Annotated in this window: 12 protein-coding genes and 1 pseudogene; 5 read left to right on the top strand and 8 right to left on the bottom strand. The window is 58.4% G+C overall.

Annotated features, from left to right (window positions below):
* The first annotated feature begins 122 nt into the window (after positions 1-122).
* A complete protein-coding gene (locus BREU_RS00295) occupies positions 123-575 on the top strand; it encodes an RrF2 family transcriptional regulator (RefSeq protein WP_044089811.1) in 453 nt (150 codons plus the stop codon).
* Positions 576-1,516: 941 nt separating this feature from the next.
* Here the strand turns inward: BREU_RS00295 and BREU_RS00285 are convergent.
* Complete coding sequence (locus tag BREU_RS00285; protein WP_052381963.1) at positions 1,517-2,041, bottom strand: ATP-binding protein; 525 nt, start codon at positions 2,039-2,041, stop codon at positions 1,517-1,519.
* Between the two features lie 133 nt (positions 2,042-2,174).
* Between BREU_RS00285 and BREU_RS11810 the strand changes: the two genes are divergently transcribed.
* Positions 2,175-2,324, top strand: coding sequence for a hypothetical protein (locus BREU_RS11810; protein WP_156100210.1), 150 nt, complete (start codon positions 2,175-2,177; stop codon positions 2,322-2,324).
* Positions 2,325-2,457: 133 nt separating this feature from the next.
* Here BREU_RS11810 and BREU_RS00280 read toward each other — a convergent pair whose 3' ends face one another.
* Genes BREU_RS00280 through BREU_RS00270 form a run of 3 tightly spaced genes read right to left on the bottom strand, consistent with a single transcriptional unit; the run spans position 2,458 to position 8,067 of the window.
* Positions 2,458-4,698 (bottom strand): YhgE/Pip domain-containing protein, encoded by a 2,241-nt coding sequence (locus tag BREU_RS00280; protein WP_044095734.1) that lies wholly within the window; start codon positions 4,696-4,698, stop codon positions 2,458-2,460.
* On the bottom strand, positions 4,698-7,310 hold the full coding sequence (locus tag BREU_RS00275) for a YhgE/Pip domain-containing protein (protein ID WP_044089809.1): 2,613 nt from the start codon (positions 7,308-7,310) through the stop codon (positions 4,698-4,700). The genes BREU_RS00280 and BREU_RS00275 overlap by 1 nt, the downstream gene beginning before the upstream one ends.
* A 25-nt stretch (positions 7,311-7,335) precedes the next feature.
* Complete coding sequence (locus BREU_RS00270; protein ID WP_152598613.1) at positions 7,336-8,067, bottom strand: TetR/AcrR family transcriptional regulator; 732 nt, start codon at positions 8,065-8,067, stop codon at positions 7,336-7,338.
* 261 nt (positions 8,068-8,328) lie between these two features.
* Between BREU_RS00270 and BREU_RS11400 the strand changes: the two are divergent.
* Positions 8,329-8,578: pseudogene (locus BREU_RS11400) on the top strand (winged helix-turn-helix transcriptional regulator); the annotation flags it as partial.
* A 312-nt stretch (positions 8,579-8,890) separates the two neighbouring features.
* A complete protein-coding gene (locus BREU_RS11395; protein ID WP_238566963.1) occupies positions 8,891-10,456 on the top strand; it encodes an ADP-ribosylglycohydrolase family protein in 1,566 nt (521 codons plus the stop codon).
* A gap of 366 nt (positions 10,457-10,822) precedes the next feature.
* On the opposite strand, the gene BREU_RS11805 is transcribed toward BREU_RS11395, so the two are convergent.
* The 3 genes from BREU_RS11805 to BREU_RS00250 form a co-directional block, all read right to left on the bottom strand.
* Entirely contained in the window at positions 10,823-11,980 is a 1,158-nt protein-coding gene (locus BREU_RS11805; RefSeq protein WP_140464017.1) for a hypothetical protein, read from the bottom strand.
* A 288-nt stretch (positions 11,981-12,268) separates the two neighbouring features.
* Positions 12,269-13,537, bottom strand: a complete 1,269-nt coding sequence (locus tag BREU_RS00255; protein WP_044089806.1) for an OFA family MFS transporter — start codon at positions 13,535-13,537, stop codon at positions 12,269-12,271.
* A 472-nt stretch (positions 13,538-14,009) separates the two neighbouring features.
* Entirely contained in the window at positions 14,010-14,429 is a 420-nt protein-coding gene (locus tag BREU_RS00250; protein ID WP_044089805.1) for a peptide deformylase, read from the bottom strand.
* A gap of 104 nt (positions 14,430-14,533) precedes the next feature.
* Here BREU_RS00250 and BREU_RS12250 point away from each other — a divergent pair, with 104 nt between their 5' ends.
* Entirely contained in the window at positions 14,534-15,667 is a 1,134-nt protein-coding gene (locus tag BREU_RS12250) for a hypothetical protein (protein WP_044089804.1), read from the top strand.
* A gap of 185 nt (positions 15,668-15,852) precedes the next feature.
* On the opposite strand, the gene BREU_RS00240 is transcribed toward BREU_RS12250, so the two are convergent.
* Entirely contained in the window at positions 15,853-16,413 is a 561-nt protein-coding gene (locus tag BREU_RS00240) for a hypothetical protein (protein WP_238566962.1), read from the bottom strand.
* Positions 16,414-16,759 lie beyond the last annotated feature (346 nt).

Genomic DNA, 16,759 nt, shown 5'->3' with positions numbered 1-16,759 from the left:
CGACCCAGTAATGTAATATTTAGAATTACATTAAACCATATCGTGACGCCGGGATATCGTCAACACAGCAGCGTCGCAACGCGTGAACATATGGGACGACGGCACGAAGGACGGGAGGACACATGCATATCAGCATGAAATGCTCAGTGGCGGTGCACTGCCTCATCTTCATGAACGAGGCCGGCAGCGACGACCGCGTCACCAGCACGCTGCTGGCCGAAAGCACTGGCTGCAACCCGGCAAGCATTCGAGCGCTCTTCGCCGCGCTCAAAAAAGCCGGCATAATCGATGTCCAACGCGGCAACGTCGGCGCACACCTGATCCAAGACCCCAAGGATGTGACGTTGCTAGACATCCAGAACGCCGTCGAACCCGATGGACTGGCCACGATGATCGGCGTCCACCAATACAAGGGACAGTCATGCCCCGTGGCGCGGAATATCCACGCCACGCTCGCCCCCTCCTACGAGAAGATCGAACACGCCACAGCCGAGGCCATGCGCTCCATCACGCTGGCGGACATCATCGACGACTACCACATCCAACTCAACGACAAACCCACACGGCGTCAATGACACCGCGGGCACAGGGCATCCACAAGTGGACTCCAACGAATTCGTCCCGCCCATTCTCACGCGACACGCCGAGAAGAGCGGTAATTTGAGCTGTAAGACAGTTAGGCGGCACAACCGTTTTCATTGCAATATCGCCAGTTCCACGGCGTGAAGTTGTGAATCTCGTATCCTCCGCCATCGCCCTTTTCCCATCCAAAGGAAAAGGGCCTTTTCATTGCCAAAACGGCGGAATCCCAACGGTTTCAAGCCATTCCGCCGATTTCCGCCGATCTGCCCCATCTTCCGTTTTGACCCGTCTCGACCCGTTTTTCCGCGACACCCGTTTTCCATGGCGTCATAGTCGGTGAACTAAGCAGTACCGCTTAAGGGCTAGGGGACAAACCGCGGGCCTTGTTCGCGGGCCTTGTTCGCGGGCCTTATCGGCGCACCGCCGATTAGCGTGGTTGGCCGCAAGCGTTTCGACCGCGAGTCCCCGTCTTCTTCGTCTTCTCGCGGCCTATCTCGCAGTTGTGTGCAGCAACACGGGCACACCGCAGACACCCCAGGCCCCAGAACCGGTAAAAATGGCCATTCCGCACCATGCCGATACCAGCATTCCCGCCGTACGCTACGGCAGACTACACACAACTGCAAAATAGGCCGCAAAACAGGCTCCGCGACAAGGGGTTATAAGGCTCAAGGCCAAACCGTGTTCGAACCGCGGGCCCTATCCGCCCCACCCGCATGCCGTCCGCTTGCCGTCTCACCCAAGTGCGCCGCCGGCGTGTCGTTGGCCAGTTTGGGCGCCCAGCCCATCCACGCCCATCATCATGCCGTTCATCGCTCACGCCGCCAGACCATCCGGATCGAGCAGGAAATCGTATACGCTCATCGTGAGGATGCCGCGCTCATCACGGACCGGCTTGACCACGTCTCGCACGAGGATAATCTTCTGGAAACTGTCACCGATGCGGAGCAGCGACGCTTTCCCCTGCGCGACCTTCTCCGACGCCGGCAACTGATACGCGGATTTCGTCGCCACGACCACGAAACTGGGTCATCACATCAGTGGACAGCATCTTCGAGTTGCCGCCCGTCACATACACGTCCACATTACGCATGCGTAGCAGGCCGTTGAGCACCCCGTACAGCTGTGGCGGCTCGTCGCTCCGTAGCTCTTTGTCCGAAATCGCGTACTGCACCTCATCTAGCAGCACATAGTATGGTTCGCTGCGATTCACGATGCGGGACTTCACATAATCGTATAGCGAGAGCGGGTCGCGGTAACGTGCATACATCAGGTCATCCAGCGCGATTTCGATGATGTGGTCATCATCCACACCCTGTGCGCGCAGGGGTTTCTCGAACAGTTCGAACAGCAGGAAGGTCTTGCCACAGCGCCTCGCGCCGGTGACGACCTTGACCATGCCGTTGCCCATGCGCACAATGAGATCGTTCAGGTATTTGTCCCGTGATATGAGCGTCAAATCCCCAATCGCCACTCGTGCTCTCGCGCTTTTCACTGAGTGACTATGACATTTATGTCAGTTTCACGCAATAGAGAGCGACGAAAGGCGAATACGGATTTCAATGGAGGATGCGCGCGAACAAAGGCACCGGATGCCAGACGAGGAATGCACTCCGTCACGAACCGCCACGCAATCACCGTCCAGCATCGCGAACACCCAACTCACGATTGACGACGGCACAGTGATCGGCGCGGGTTCGGTCGTCACACATGCTATTACCGCCAACGCCAAGCGGCAGTAAAGCTAAGCCCCGATGAAAGTTAGGGTCTCGCATCCTCCGCCATCGCCCTTTCCTCATCCAAAGGAAAAGGGCTTTTTTCATTGCCCAAGCGACACATCAGCTGACTGCTCAGCAGATCTTCTTTCGATCCGTCTCAGTTCATCGCCATCGTGCTGGAGACCAGCTTGTTGGTCTTCGCCATGGCGCGGGTCACCGGCGTGTAGAGCACGAAGCCGATGAGCAAGGCGACCACGAGATAGATGCCCATGCGACCCATCTGCTCCCAGTAGACGTTGCCGTAGAATCCGCCGACGGTCTCCCTCAGCGCGGTGATGCCATGCGAGAACGGCAGGTAGGGGTACAGCTGCCTGAACCCGCTCGGGAGCATCTCCACCGGGAACGTGCCGCCGATGCCGGCGATCTGCGAGACCATGAGCGCGGCGCAGATCGCCTTGCCGACGGTGCTGAACACGGCCGACAGCGTATAGACGAGCGTCGAGCTCACCAGCGACGACCACCACAGGCACAGCATGAACAGGAACGGGTTCGTCGCCTGCGCGCGCAGGTACAGCAGGTCACCGAGCCCCAGCACGGTGGTCTGCGCCAGCGAGAACGCGATGAAGGTCAGGCCGCGGCCCAGATACAGTTGCCATGGCTTCGGATGGTCCAGGGTCGCGGCGATCTTGTCCGATACGTTCGCCTTGAGGACGATACCCAGGAACATCGCACCTACCCAGATGGCCAGCAGTGTGTAGAACGGGGTCATCGCGGAGCCGTTGTTCGCGATCGGGTACACGGCTATGCGCTTCGTCGTCACGGGCGTGGTCATGGCCAAGGCGATGGTGTCCGTGGGCTGGGAGAGCAGCTTGCGCACCCCCTCCACTCCGCCGGATGCCATGGCCTCGTCCAGCTTATCGGCGGTCTCGCCGAGTTTCTTCGATTGCTCGAGCAACGTGTCATGCGCCGTGTTGATATTGGCCGTCAGCTCCTTGATATTGGCCAGAGCACCGGTCGAACCGCTGCCGTCGGTTCGACCGGTTACATCGACGAGCGCGGAGGTGGCGTCGTCGACCAGCGCCTTGGCGTCCGCCCCGGCCCGTTCGGCGGAGTCGGTCACGCCGGAAAGGGTGGCGACGACATTGTCCTGATACGACTTGTTCAGATCGCGGATCGACTGCGCGCTGGCTTGCGCCTGCGCGGCGATATCCCCGCCGGCGTCGGTGATCGCCTGTCCCTTGGCTTCGGCCCGGTCCGCGGCGTCGTTGATTTTCGCGTCGGTGTCGTTGAGGCGTTTGAGGGTGCGGTCCACGTCAGCGATGGCCCGGTCGATTGCAGCCTTGGCCGGTTCGGTGTGCAGCGTCTCCCGGATGGAGACCAACGTGTTGCGGTACTGGGTCAGGCTTGCGATCATCGGCCTGATGCGGTTCGTGGAGATCGCGCGCAGGGCCGCCGCGGTGTTGGCGGCTCCCTCGGCGGGTTTGCCCAGCGCCTCCTCGGCGTTGTCGCCGACGGCGTCGAAGGCGTCCGCCGCGGAATCTAGTCCGTTGGTCATGTTCTCGTTGATGCGGTCGATCGACGTGGATGCGTCTCCAAGCTTGCCGGTGATGCCGTCCATGTCAACGGTGGAGGATTGCAGCGACCGCTTCGTCCGTTCCATCGACTTGCCGGATGCGTCAAGCAGGGATGCCGCGGAATCGGCGAGATCCGCGTAGCTCGAAGCGAGATCGGCAGCGTCGGCGAGATCGCTTGATTGCTGCCGCAGATTGGCACTCAATGCACTGATGGATCGTGTGCTCTGGTCCGTGTCGAGATAGGCGGACACGGAATCAAGCATGCCGGCGGCGGCCTGAGCAACGGCCGAGGTGAGGGTGTCGCTGATCTGCTGACGTACGGTGGAGGCGCCCTGATCGGTGACGGTGGAGCCGATGGGATTCTTCTTGGGGTTGGAGTAGTAGACGAGCTGAGCCTGCCGCACCTTGGTCTTGTCCGTTTTCCCGGAATCCGCGGTCCTCTCGCTCAGCAGAGAGAACAGGTCCGTGCTGAAGTCCTTGGGAATCACGATTGCCGCGTAGTATTCGCCTGATTTCACGCCGCTTTTGGCCTCATCTTCGCTCACGAACGTCCAGTCGAGGCTGTCGTTCGCCCCTGAGAGCATTGGCGACCTGATCGCCCACGTTGACCTTCGCTGGCAGCAGGTCGCCTGATAGCCCTTGTCCGAGTTGGCGACGGCGACCTTCATGCCGCCGGTGTTGCTGTATGGATCCCAGTTGGCGTAGATGTTGAACCATGCGTAGAACGACGGCATGAGGATCAGGCCGATGGCGACGATGAGCGCGATCACGCTGCTACGGATGCGCCGCATATCGGTGCGGAATATGGTCCATACGTTCCTCATCAGTGAACATCCTTTCCACTGGCACCGATTCCATTGGCATCATCACCGTCACCGGCGTTCCCCGCAGCATGCCGGGCGATGCTTCCGCCGGCGCTTCCCGTGACACCGCCAGCAATCACAGCACGTCCAGCGTCCACGACGGAACGCAGCAGGCTTTCGGCGCCCATTGTGCTGTCATGTGCCTGTCGCGGTAGGTGGAGGTGGATGTATTCGAGGATAATCAGCGCGATGTCCACGACGACTACCATCGCCAGCCAGGCCACGAGGAATCCGATGCTCGGCCCGACGACCATCATGACGATGAGGAACACGACGGGGATTATCCAGATGAGATGGAATCCGATGCGCACCAGATATGGGTACAGCCGCTCGAACTTCCTCGCCCGGCGACGTACGTCGGCACCCCAGGTCGGATCGGCGAGCATCTTGCGCACGGTAATCATGATGTTGCGTTCGGAACCGACGATCTCCAATCGCTGCGCGTAGACCAGATCAGTATCCGCCAGTTCGCGGTTGAATAAATCATTGAGATTGGCGAGCGCCGGACGGCACAGCATCGCCACGAGCAGGAACGCCACGGCGAACATGGAGGTCTGCCAGATGCGCGTCCAGAAGTCCGTGCCATAGAAGCCCCCGATCGATTCGCGCAGCGCCTCGACGCCATACGTGAGCGGCAGCATCGGGTACAGCAGTCGGTAGAAGTGGGGCATCATCTCGATTGGGTACATACCGCCCGCGCCCGGCACCTGCAGTATCAGGAAGATCACACTCAATGCCATGCCGATGTGCCGGAACATCATGACCAGACTGTAGGCGATTGATACGTAGGTCATCGAGCATACGATGGTGCCCAGATAGTACGCCCATGGCACGTTGCATTGGATGCCGATGACGAGGTTGCCTGATGCGATGACGATGCCCTGCAGCACCGCAACAACCATGAGTAGCAGCCATCGTCCGAGGAACGCCTGCTTGGGCGTGAGCGCGTCAATGCCTTCCGAATCGGCGTCATTACGTATGAGGGTGAGCGCCGCAAACGCGCCTGCCCAGCATGCCAGGTTCGTGAAGAACGGGGCGATGGCGGTGCCGTAGTTCTTCATCGGATAGTATTCGCGGGTCTCCAGACCGACCGGTGATGCAAGGAACGAGGACACCTGATCGGCGTCCACATGCGCAAGGCCCTTGACGCCGGCCCACGCATCGCTCGCCCGAAGGACGGCGAAATCGGCTTGCGTGCGTTGCACCGATGCACTCACGCGATCGAGGGCCTTGCCCGTCTGCCCCATCACTTTGGACGCCGATTCGAGCGTCGTGTCGAGCTGCGCGAGATCGGCGTCGATGCGACCAAGCGATTCGGCGGTCGCGCCCACGGTTCCGGACAGTCCGACGAGCTGGGTGGAGACGCCGGTGAGGGTGGAATCAATCCTGCTCGAAGCGTCCGAGGACAGGCTGGAGAGCCCGTCGGCCTTGCCGTTCAATGCGTCCAGGGAATCGGAGAGCTTCTTGCCGCCCGCCTGCATCGCCGAGGGGATGCCATTGTTCAGCTGCCTCATCGCTTCGATCTGTGCGGCGAGGTCGCTCTGATGCTGTTTCGCCTGTGCGAGGGCGTCCGAGCCTGCGAGCTGCGGGTCGGATTCCATCGCCTCGATCGCATCCCCCAGGGCGTCGTTCGCGGATTCAAGCGTGGACAGCGAGGCGTCGACACGGCCGGAGATGTCCGCCGCATTGCCGTTGACAGTGTCCTTAATGCCGTCGATGCGGCCCTTAAGGGAGCCGGCCCCGGACTGCACCTGTCCGACGGTCGAGTTCATGGAGTGCTGGAACGCCGACAATCCACCGCGTGCGGCGTCGACGGAGGATGCCGTGTCGTTGACACTCGCGGAAAGAGCGTCGGCGCGTCCGGCGATGCCCGTCATGCTTTGGCGGGCCCTCGTGATTGTCGCTCGCGCATCGGCGATGGAAGACTGCGCGTCATCTACTTTGCCGCGGGCCGCCGTGATGCTGGATTGGGCTTCGCTCAGCTTGCCGTCCAGCTGGTTCGCCGTCCCGTCGAGCTGGCCGCTCATCTTGCCGGCCTCTTCGGAAAGCGTCTTCGTGACGGTCGCGCTGACGGTGGAGACGAACGATTCGTTGATCTGCTGCTCAAGGGCCGCGGCGCCGGACTGCGTCACACGCGGCGCGAGCGTGTTGACCTTCTCGTTGACATAAAAGGACAGTTCGGGGCGCGTGAAGTCGCCCTGTAGCACGCTGGTCAGATCCTTGCTGAAGTCCTCGGGGATCACGATGGCCGCATAGTATTCGCCGGATTTCACGCCGTTGACGGCGGCTGTCTCGTCCACGAAGCGCCATCCCAGATCGTGGTTGTCCTTCAAGGCGTCCATGGTCTGGTCGCCCACATTCATTTCGGAGCCGTTCACCATGGTTCCCGCGTCGTTGTTGACCACCGCGATCGGCACATCTCCGGTATTCGCATATGGGTCCATGTTCGCTGCGACGTTGAACCATGAATACAGTCCCGGCACGAAACATGACGCCAGAACGATGAACACGGCAAATGGCACCGCGCAGATGCGCTTCACATCGCGAATGAAGACGCGCAACACGTTATGCATGATATCCGCCCATTCCCTCGTGAATTCACCTGCCGACTGTCACCACTGCGCCGGATGCGTGGGCCGCTGACGATTCGGAGACCGACACGCCAATATTCCTGGCGAGCATGGCCAGTCCGACTGCATGCGTGTTCCTGGCTGCGATCCTGACCACAAGATCAATGGGGTCCTTACGCCCACGCCGATACCATTCCTTGAGTGCGCCGACAATTCCGGCCGCCAGATACACGAAGTGGTAGTCCCTCACGGTTTCGGCGGCCTGGGTTCGGCCGTCGTCGGGCACCAGGCTCGCGTGAGATGCGGAAATCGGATCGATGAGCTCGTTGCAGTACGCACCCATCGCGGCGATGAGATCACCTGAGAACGTATCTCCGGACTTGCCGGTCACCAACAGGGACATGGATTCGTTGGCCGTGGTGAACTCGAAAATCTCATGGATAAGAGGTTCGTAGTCGTCCTGGAGAATTTCCCCGCGATGACGAGTGATGATGTCCTTATACGAGTCGATGAGCTCGCGTTTGAGCTGATCGAACAGGGCGTAGATGTCCGTGTAATGCACATAGAACGTCGCCCGGTTGACGTCCGCGAGACGGGTGAGCTCCATCACCGAAATCTTGTTGAGCGGCTTGGTCTCCAGCAGTTTGACCAATGCATTCTGCAGCATCGCCCGAGTGCGGCGTGACCGCCTGTCCATGGGCTTGTCGGACCGCCCTTCGTCAGGTTCTCCGGCGCCCGTACGAGTGCCCGCTTCTGCCATTACGCGCCTCCAATGCCTCGATTTTCTACGCCACGCCGGCCGAAAATGCTGGGATCTTCGTTGTTGCGCGTGGTCCGTTGTCTCGGCGACATCATAGCAGACACTATTCGACAACTGTCGATAAACAATGCAGCTGTCGAAAATAGTACGGGACGCAAGTGCATAACCAGCCGAAATGCGCGCGCGTCCCGGTAACGCGCACGAAAAAACGCGCGCAGGGCAGCCAAGGTGTTACCAGCGCACGGAAATGCGTTCGCCGATGTGCGTGATCTGCTGGACGGCACCAAACGCTTCAGCGAACTGCGCCGGTCAATCGGTAATATCTCGCAAAAAGTACTTACTTCGAACCTGCGTCAGATGGAGGCTGACGGGCTCGTGCATCGCGAAGTGTACGCCGAAGTGCCGCCGCGCGTCGAATACTCGCTGACCAAGCACCGGGCGCAGCCTGAGCGCCGTCATCGACGCCCTGCGCGACTGGGGCGAGCATTACAAGGCGCAGATCGCCGCGTAGGGCGCTCGGCGCGAACTCGGTGACGGCATCGAGCATGCCTTCCCGGCAAATATTGCAGAACAGTTTCAGCATCGCCGCGTGCAGGCAGAACGGCTTCGCTCCCCAACGGCATTCGCTGGGTTTGTCGACAAACAGCCCGCCTCCGATTAGCCTCCGATTGGCGGCCGACACGCCGACGCAACCTTTCGTTTGTGTTGTCCGGTTAATGCACAATAGCAGCGTGGAATGGTCATGATCGGCGAAGCCGCCAGACACCCGCGCTGAAAACAACGAATCCGCGTGGGAAGACCGCGCCGGAGCGAAGGAGGACACATGACATTGCTGTTCGACGATTACGAACAAGGACTCAACCCGTTCATCGTCCACTGTGCTTACGCGAATTGTGACATGACGGTGGACACCAGCGAATATGACAACGACCCGAGCGCAGCACAGGATATAGTCCTCGACGCTGGCTGGGTCGACATCGAAGGACGCGCGGCCTTCTTCTGCCCGAAGCATGCGGCGGTCGCGCAATTCCCCTGGAAGCGGATCCGCGAGGCCGGCCACTTCTCCATCGCCGACTTCGCACGTCTGCATGCCGCCGTCTACGGTCAAGCGGTCGGCGACGCCCTCGGCGTACCCTACGAATTCCAGCGTCGCGACACCTTCGAATGCACTGGCATGATCGGCCACGGCACGCACAACCAGCCGGCCGGCACATGGTCGGATGACACCGCGATGATGCTCGCCACGCTGGATTCCCTCGCCGAACACGGCGGGCGCGTGGACACCGACGACATGCTCGCCAAATATCGCGCATGGGCCAAGTCCGGCGAATACACGCCGGACGGCGCCGTATTCGACATCGGCACCACCACGAGCCATGCGCTCGCCTCGGGCCACGGTGGCACCGACGAGTACGACAACGGCAACGGCTCGCTGATGCGCATCCTTCCTTTGGCTTTCACCGATTGCTCCGACGACGACATCCGCCGCGTGAGCGCCATCACCCATGCCCACCGGATCAGCACTGATATATGCGTGCGCTTCATCCGCATCGCTCGCCTTCTGCTGGCCGAAGGCACCGCCTACTCGCGTACGGAGGTGTGCAAGATCGCCAACATACCCGAGGACCTGCGGTTCTGCGAACGCCGCCGGATCAAGTCAGGCACATTCGTGTTGGACACGATGCTGTCTGCAGTGTGGTGCTTGGTCAACACGGACAATTACCGGGATTGCGTACTCGCTGCGGTGAATCTCGGCGGCGACACCGACACGACCGCCGCGGTCGCAGGCGGGTTGGCCGGTCTGCTGTACGGCGATGAAGGCAATCCGTGGGAGGAGGAGATGCGTGGCACCGAGCTGCTGGAGACGCTGATCGCGAAGGCGGCGCTCAATCTGCCAGGGCTGCACCCGCGCTCGTGGGAGGTCGCCGCATTCCAGAAGGCCGAGAAGACGGCCCGCGACGAGGAGGAGGGGCTGCGTCAGCTCATCGCGCTCATTCCGCGCTTTGAGGATGCTCAAAAGACAGGGCGCCGTCTGTATGACAATTCCCACCTGTCGGAGGAGGTCGACGGCAAGACCGTCTTCCACGGCGTCTCTTACGACCCGCTCATTGATGAATGGTGGAAAGCGGTGTACAAGGCGTGGGGCGACCGCGGCGATTACCACGAGTACCTCGAAAATCTTAACTTGGACAATCCGCGCGATCTGGCCGATTTCTACCGGGATGGGGACTTCGACAATCTCGATCTGGACAGCACACTAACCCTGCTGCTATTCCCCACCCGCGAGGAGCGGTTCTGCGACGGCGCGCTCTGCGATTATCTGGATGACGGCTCGATTCTGTACCTGATGCATCATCTGCGGGACTTGCAAGACGGTAACGACATCTGACGCCTCGCCGCCTCGTCACTATCCAATGTGGCGGTACGCTTCAGGTCTCTCCCCCAGTCAGCTACGCTGATAGCCCCCTCATCAGAGGGGGCCAATGACTGGTTGGCTCCCCTTGTCAGGACAGCACCGTGAGGCAAACAGCTCCGCCGTCTGCCTCACGGCAACGGTCCCGCAATCACGGACGCGCTGCGCGCGCAGTTTGCTGGCTCGCCTGCCGGCTCGCACGTTGCCTACAAACAGCTCCGCTGTTTGCCTCACGGCAACGTCCATCAGAAGGGGCCGATAACCAAGCAAGCATTGATTACTGGTTAAACTATGAAACAAATAATCTTGCAAATATTATTATGCGGTAATGAATAAGATATCTTATTCATATAACCCCGGTATTTCTGGATCAATTATTGCAATCTCTGCATTTCTAAGCTTCAAATATGGACGACCAGCATCATCTGGGTCATACGCAGATATATATGCTGATTTTACATGCACTATATTACCCGGCATACAATTACCTGGTGTACATTTTATATTATATGATGTAAATAATTTATATACTTTACCTTGGTTATCTCTGCAATATAAAATAACTTTTTTCTCACCGGTTTTCCTGTCATTATAAGCATGAGTTGATAATATTGCCATTCTATGATTGGTAATTTTTTCGTTAACCCAAAGATGAGAATAAGGAATCATAACCGTAGAACCGTTAATACTATCAATATTCTTTCCTTTCATCATTTCTCTATAATTGTATTTCAGACTCCTCATTCTACGAAGAAATGCCATACAGTCATTCACAACCTCGCTCTTGAAATTCTTCTTCAATTCCTGAGAATACAATGCTTTCTCGCCATCATTGGCAAGATAAGTATTGGAAATGATTACATGTCTCATATACTCATTAAAATCATCCGGGTATTGTTTAACAAAATCATGAAAACTCTTATCATCCTCATCTTTGACATCTTGAATGAGAACCATATCAGATGGAGAAGCACTGCACTTCGCGCTGTATTTTTTTCCACCGCAATTTGAGCACATTTTCTCATTAACCAATCCAGTGCCATGGCAATACTCACATCGTTTAGCAAAATTAATGGTATAGTCAGAATATGCATCATTCCGCCAATACCATTTTTTAACAGCCGGAGCATATCTTAGATTACCAACATAAATCGTATTAAAACTAACTAACTCAGCGTATTTATTATCTCTGAATAGAGCAAACTGTTCATAATCATCAGGAAAAACTGTATTAGGATTCAAATCGCCAGTATAACGCGCTCTGATTCCATAACGCGCACTGATTCTTTGATTGATTTCCATAGTTGCGAAATACTCGTTGGCAGCTATAACATCTGTATCTCCGTGCTGACTGCATGGAGTGGTCGCACAGGGAACCATCTTGTTCTCATCGGGCGAATAATGCCAAGACTTCAATCCAGTATCGACATTACTGGAATTGGCTGTATTGGCAGCATCATTATTATCGTTTGTCGTCTTTTTCTTGAAAAGCCCAAACATGACAGACACACCTTTGTTTAATGGTTGAGGAACACCGGAAACCTATGTAACTATCTCCAGTGACAACTATATCGCGAACCAAATCGAAGCAACCACAAGTGCCCAAACGGCTCAGCGCAACAAATTCCCGAAACTGGCGGCTTCAGCCCGAAATCCTTGCACTGACACCGACTCAGCGCAAGTAATTCCCGAGATTGTTGGCTTCAGCCCGAAATCTTTGCACTGAGTACCACCAAACCGAGGATTTCCTGAGCCAAACGGCCTCACATCGAAACCTCAATCGAGGCACTACGCCTCGCGAACCTCACGGCGTCCGCCGAAGTAGGTGACCAAACTGATACTGATCAATCCCACTGTGAACAAACCGGCGAGCACAGGAATGAGCGCCGCATACCGATGCACCTGATCAGGTGCATGCGCAACCACGAACGCCGCCAGCTGGTTGCCGGACAATCCGGCGAACGCCCAGGCGCTCAACGTCAGGCCGTGTGTGGTGGAGACGGTCTTGGTGCCGAAATGCTGGTCGAGCAGCACCGGCAACGTGGAAAAGCCACCACCATAGCCGGCGTTGACAAGGAACAGCATGGCCAGCACCGCCCATAGCAGGGCATTGTCTATGCTGTTGACGGCCATCTGCAATACGCACACGGCAATCGACATGATGAAAATCACCTGATACACGGTCTCGCGGCGCTTGAGATGGTCGGACAGCGTGGAGAAGCCCACGCGGCCGGCCGTATTGAACACGGAGTCCACGGCGAGCACCAGTCCGATCACGCCGGCAATCGCCGCGGCGAATTCAGTCGGACTCAGCCCGGCGTACTGCGGGAATGCCTTGAGCACGTCGTGCAGGATGTCCTTCTCCTGGCTGATCAGCGCGAGGCCACAGGTGATGTTGATGTAGAACGCGATCCAGATGCCCCAGAACACAGGCTTCCTGAGAATCGACCGACGGCTCACGTGTGAGGTGGCGGGATCGTAGACCCAGCCGGCGGGACGCTTGATGAGCAGGAAGCCGATCAGCATCATCACCGCATAGACCGCGGCCAGGATATAGAACATGGCGACCAGACCCACGGCGCCGATCAGAAATTCCATGACCGGGCTGGCGATGGCCTTGGCTAACCCAAATCCGGCGACAGCGATGCCGGTGGCGAGGCCCTTGTTATCGGCGAACCACAGCATCAGGTTCTTGACCGGCGTCAGGTAGCCAACACCCAGGCCGACGCCCATGATCACGCCGTAGCAGATGAATACGCCCGGCAGGAAGTTCAGGGCGATGCTCACGCCCGTGCCTGCGAAGCCGACCACGAAGCAAATCATCGACACCAGCGCAGATTTCCGGATGTTCTTCTCCACCATCGGGCCGGCGAATGCGGCGGACATGCCAAGGAAGAAGATGGCAAGCGAGAAGCCCCATTCCACCGAGGCCGGGCTGGCGTGGAGGCGGTCGGCTATGAGCTGCTTGAACACGCTCCAACAGTAGACCGTACCGATCGGAATATGAATCAGCAGTGCAGGAATGATCGCACTTGTCCAACGATTTCCCTTTGTCATGCAGGCGAACCCCTTCGTATGTGACACAAATACGATATTCGCCGGGCTACAGAGAAGAACAGGAGCCGCCCCTCACGGGCACAGTATCAAACATCCACAATGTGCTATTCGCCGGCATCGCTCTCCCCTGTCAACACCGACAAACAGCACTATAGCACCCTTTTCGACACCCCGGCCCGAATTATATGAAACTACAGCATGATATATCTCACACTATGCAACGTGGCGATGACACTCATCGACCACAGTCATCAGAACAGACCATAGGAACTATCGACCAAGAACCATTCGCCAAGCTCAGCGCAAGTAATTCCCGAAATTGTTGGCTTCAGCCCGAAATCCTTGCACTGAGCGACTCTCAGTGCAACAAATTCCCGAAATCGACGGCTTCAGCCCGAGAATCATTGCACTCGGCACCCCGCAGCACCGCGCGTCATCCCAATCGACCCCAATCGACCCCAATCAGCCCCAATCAGATGACGATGCCATTGCAGTGGTCGACTTCGTGCTGGATGATTTCAGCGGTGAAACCAGTGAACGTGGCATGGCGCTCCCGGAAGCGTCGATCCCGGAAATCGACTTCGATGCGACGATAACGGATCGTGCGCCGCTCGCCAGTCAGCGAGAGACATCCCTCTTCGGTCTCATATGCACCGTCCGTGGCGGTGATCACAGGATTGAGCATGACGTTGATACGCCCGCCAAAATCCTCATCCACGAACGCGATGATGCGCTTGCCCACGCCGATCATGTTCGCCGCCATACCGACGCAGCGCGAACGGTTGGCTTCCAGCGTGTCCACCAAATCCTGGATGGTCGATTCGTCACCGGGGCCGGCCGGCTCGGACGGTGTGCGCAGAAACGAGCGCGAGGTCATAATCGGGCGCTGCATGACAGTGTTCCTCTCCGTTCAGAACAATTCAGGACATCCGGCATCACGCACAGACGTTCAACCATTCATCATATGATGGAGCCCACGCCACAAGGAGGCCGGAGATGCGCGTTATCGAACAGTATTGCCGCGGCAAGCGACCCGACCAGTCGCTCAACGAGGACGGGCTCGCCATCACGGACGGATTCGCGGCCGTGGTGGACGGGGTGACCAGCAAAAGCATCCGTCACCTATGGCGGCCGTGCGGCGGCGCAGTTGCCAAGGATCTTGTGCTCGAGACCATAGCGGCCTTGCCTGATTCCGCCACGATGCGACAAACGCAGCTCGCCATCGATACGCGATTCCAGCGTGCCTATCGCGAATATCGCGAATCTTGCAGCACCGCAGAAGAGCGCTTCGCCGTCGACAGCAATAGCAATCACAATCACAATCGCGGCAACGTCTACACCGGCAACCGCACTGGTAACGGCGACCATACTGGCAACCGCACCGACGGGGATAGCCGAGGCCGTGCGGACGACCCGTACACCATCTTCGAGCACGAGCCCATCGAACGACTGCAAGCGAACGCCGTGGTCTACAGCGCTGCGCGACGCGAAATCTGGCTGTTCGGCGACTGTCAGGCCATGGTCAACGGCGAGCAGATACCCACGATGAAACAGGTCGATGTGCTGCTCGGCGAGCTCCGCGCCTTCACCACGCTCGCCTTGCGGCATCGGGATTCCGGACAGACCCGGCATCAGCCGGTTTTCGGCGCCGGCGCAACTGTTCGGAATACATCTATATCTTGTGACGACAGCGGCAGCAACGGAGATCCCTCTGTTTTCGCAGATGCAGCCGTTGCCGCCGACTCCGCAGACACAGTCGCTTCCACTGACTCCGCCGACTCAGCCGCTCCCGCAAACGCCGCCGACCCGGCGCGCGCGATGATCATGCCGTTCCTGCGCCTGCAATCGCAGTTCGCCAACGTGCGCGGCCCCTACGGATACTCTGTATTCGACGGATTTACCGATTCCGCGTATCCGATTCGCACGGTGACCGTCCGCCCCGGCGACGAGGTGGTGCTCGCCTCCGATGGCTTCCCGCTACTGAAGCCCACGCTGGCCGACTCCGAAGCGGCACTGCAACGGCTTAAGGTCGAGGATCCGGCACTCATCAGCGAGTACCGGTCCACCAAAGGATTCACGCCGGGATACGATTCGTTCGATGATTGCACCTATCTGCGGTTTGTTGTTTGATATTGACGAGGACAACGCCGCTTTTCTGGATGTGATGCATTTCCGCAGCTACTGCATCGCTTGCTTGGGCTTCTCTCTCCGTCACCGCTACGCGGCGCCACCTCCCTCATCAGAGGGAGGCGAAAACGGAACAGCCCATCTCCATTGCCGCCCTCCGTCACCGCTTCGCGGCAGCTCCTCCCTCATCAGAGGGGGCTTATCAGAGAGGGCAACGGACGGTGGAAAGCGTCACTTCTTGGAGGCGTTGACGGCGTCAACGGCCTTCTGCAGGGATGCGGTGTGGGTCTTGTACCAGTCGGCCTGCTCGGTGAGCTTGTCGGTGGCAGCCTGATAACCATTGGTATCCTCGGCGATGCAGCTTCGTACACCGGCACTTCGGCACCCATCGCCTTGTTCAGCGCGTCGAGCGTGGAGGCGTCTTTGACGTCATCCTTGGTGAGTGCGGCGGCATCGGAAGCGTCGCCATTGAGGAGGTTGTTGTAGTCGTTGGTGGCGTTGCGCACGTCCTCGGACGCTGTGGCGCATGCGGCCATCGCGTTGTTGAGCTGCGCGTCCGCGTATGCGCGGTATCCGAACACGCCGGCGGCCGCGATCAGCGCCACCGCGACGATAATGGCGATGACAATAGCACCTTTCGACAGGCCCTGCTTGGCTTCCGGCTGCTTGGCTTCGGCGGACTGCTCTGTGGATACCTCAGCTTCGGCGACCTTGGTTTCGGTAACCTTCGCTTCAGTGTCGTTGGACATGGTGTCCCCTTCCTTCTCTCTTCGTCGATTGCTTCGCGTGATCGTTGCGTTCGATATCGCATCAGCCAGGCACATCAGCCCAGTTAGGGCCGCAACGCACAACGGGCATCAAGGATAGTGGATGCCGGAAGACCGGGGAAACCAGAGCCAGCGATGATGATGAAAAACGTGTCACATAGTGAATGCGGGCGCACACCTACATTGGCCAGCGTTATTGCCCAGCGTACGTTTGGTGCGGCTTCGCCCACCCATATCTCACCAAACGTACGCTGAGTTGCGGTCAGTGTACGTTTGATGAGGTTCTACCGGTACTTTTCTCACCAAACGTACGCTGAGCGTCCGTCAG

Source organism: Bifidobacterium reuteri DSM 23975, assembly GCF_000741695.1.
Classification (GTDB): Bacteria; Actinomycetota; Actinomycetes; order Actinomycetales; family Bifidobacteriaceae; genus Bifidobacterium; species Bifidobacterium reuteri.
The sequence above is the reverse complement of the archived record's forward strand: the minus strand, read 5'-3'. Positions and strand labels throughout refer to the sequence as shown.

Bases quoted from the DNA above. Each gene is read 5' to 3' on its own strand.
- BREU_RS00295 (WP_044089811.1), top strand. From the start codon at position 123: ATGCATATCAGCATGAAATGCTCAGTGGCGGTGCACTGCCTCATCTTC.
- BREU_RS11810 (WP_156100210.1), top strand. From the start codon at position 2,175: ATGCCAGACGAGGAATGCACTCCGTCACGAACCGCCACGCAATCACCG.
- BREU_RS00280 (WP_044095734.1), bottom strand. From the start codon at position 4,698: ATGAGGAACGTATGGACCATATTCCGCACCGATATGCGGCGCATCCGT.
- BREU_RS00275 (WP_044089809.1), bottom strand. From the start codon at position 7,310: ATGCATAACGTGTTGCGCGTCTTCATTCGCGATGTGAAGCGCATCTGC.
- BREU_RS00270 (WP_152598613.1), bottom strand. From the start codon at position 8,067: ATGGCAGAAGCGGGCACTCGTACGGGCGCCGGAGAACCTGACGAAGGG.
- BREU_RS11395 (WP_238566963.1), top strand. From the start codon at position 8,891: ATGACATTGCTGTTCGACGATTACGAACAAGGACTCAACCCGTTCATC.
- BREU_RS11805 (WP_140464017.1), bottom strand. From the start codon at position 11,980: ATGTTTGGGCTTTTCAAGAAAAAGACGACAAACGATAATAATGATGCT.
- BREU_RS00255 (WP_044089806.1), bottom strand. From the start codon at position 13,537: ATGACAAAGGGAAATCGTTGGACAAGTGCGATCATTCCTGCACTGCTG.
- BREU_RS00250 (WP_044089805.1), bottom strand. From the start codon at position 14,429: ATGCAGCGCCCGATTATGACCTCGCGCTCGTTTCTGCGCACACCGTCC.
- BREU_RS12250 (WP_044089804.1), top strand. From the start codon at position 14,534: ATGCGCGTTATCGAACAGTATTGCCGCGGCAAGCGACCCGACCAGTCG.
- BREU_RS00240 (WP_238566962.1), bottom strand. From the start codon at position 16,413: ATGTCCAACGACACTGAAGCGAAGGTTACCGAAACCAAGGTCGCCGAA.